At 42.4% G+C, this 876-nt stretch carries 6 tRNA genes; all 6 read right to left on the bottom strand.

Going from position 1 to position 876, the window contains the following annotated elements:
- Positions 1-76: transfer RNA gene (locus tag R0J88_RS18655), tRNA-Val, on the bottom strand.
- 33 nt (positions 77-109) lie between these two features.
- Positions 110-185 (bottom strand) — tRNA-Val (locus R0J88_RS18650).
- Positions 186-230: 45 nt separating this feature from the next.
- Positions 231-306: transfer RNA gene (locus R0J88_RS18645), tRNA-Val, on the bottom strand.
- A gap of 151 nt (positions 307-457) precedes the next feature.
- Positions 458-533 (bottom strand) — tRNA-Val (locus R0J88_RS18640).
- 43 nt (positions 534-576) lie between these two features.
- Positions 577-652, bottom strand: a tRNA-Val gene (locus R0J88_RS18635).
- Positions 653-800: 148 nt separating this feature from the next.
- Positions 801-876, bottom strand: a tRNA-Val gene (locus R0J88_RS18630).

Below are 876 nucleotides of genomic sequence, written 5' to 3'. Positions count from 1 at the left end.
TGGTGGGTGATACTGGACTTGAACCAGTGACCCTCGCCTTGTAAGGGCGATGCTCTCCCAACTGAGCTAATCACCCAAATTATATATTTAATATGCACCATTCTAAGAATGGTGGGTCGTACTGGACTTGAACCAGTGACCCTCGCCTTGTAAGGGCGATGCTCTCCCAACTGAGCTAACGACCCATATTAAATTTTAAAACGCGACTATCGATATAATAGATTTATATGTGGTGGGTGATACTGGACTTGAACCAGTGACCCTCGCCTTGTAAGGGCGATGCTCTCCCAACTGAGCTAATCACCCACATATAAATTAAAACACGACTATTAAAATAAATAGTACTGGACTTTAACCAGTGAACCTCGCCGTTACTTGGAAGTAGCGGTAATGCTCTCTTTTTTCTAAACTGAGTAATGACCCATTTAGATTTTTGTAATATGCACCATTCTGAGAATGGTGGGTCGTACTGGACTTGAACCAGTGACCCTCGCCTTGTAAGGGCGATGCTCTCCCAACTGAGCTAACGACCCATATTACAATTTAAACTACTATTTTTATAATCGATTTTATATGTGGTGGGTGATACTGGACTTGAACCAGTGACCCTCGCCTTGTAAGGGCGATGCTCTCCCAACTGAGCTAATCACCCACATATAAATTAAAACACGACTATTAAAATAAATAGTACTGGACTTTAACCAGTGAACTTCTCTGTTACATGTAAGTAGCAGTTATGCTCTCTTTTTCTAAATGAACATAGAGTCCGAATAGAATTTAGATGCGAACACTTTTAAAAGTGGTGGGTGATACTGGACTTGAACCAGTGACCCTCGCCTTGTAAGGGCGATGCTCTCCCAACTGAGCTAATCACCC

Source organism: Pseudoalteromonas sp. SIMBA_162 (assembly GCF_046535955.1).
Taxonomy (GTDB): domain Bacteria; phylum Pseudomonadota; class Gammaproteobacteria; order Enterobacterales; family Alteromonadaceae; genus Pseudoalteromonas; species Pseudoalteromonas marina.
Note: the sequence above shows the minus strand (reverse complement) of the source record. Positions and strands in the feature narration are given on the sequence as shown.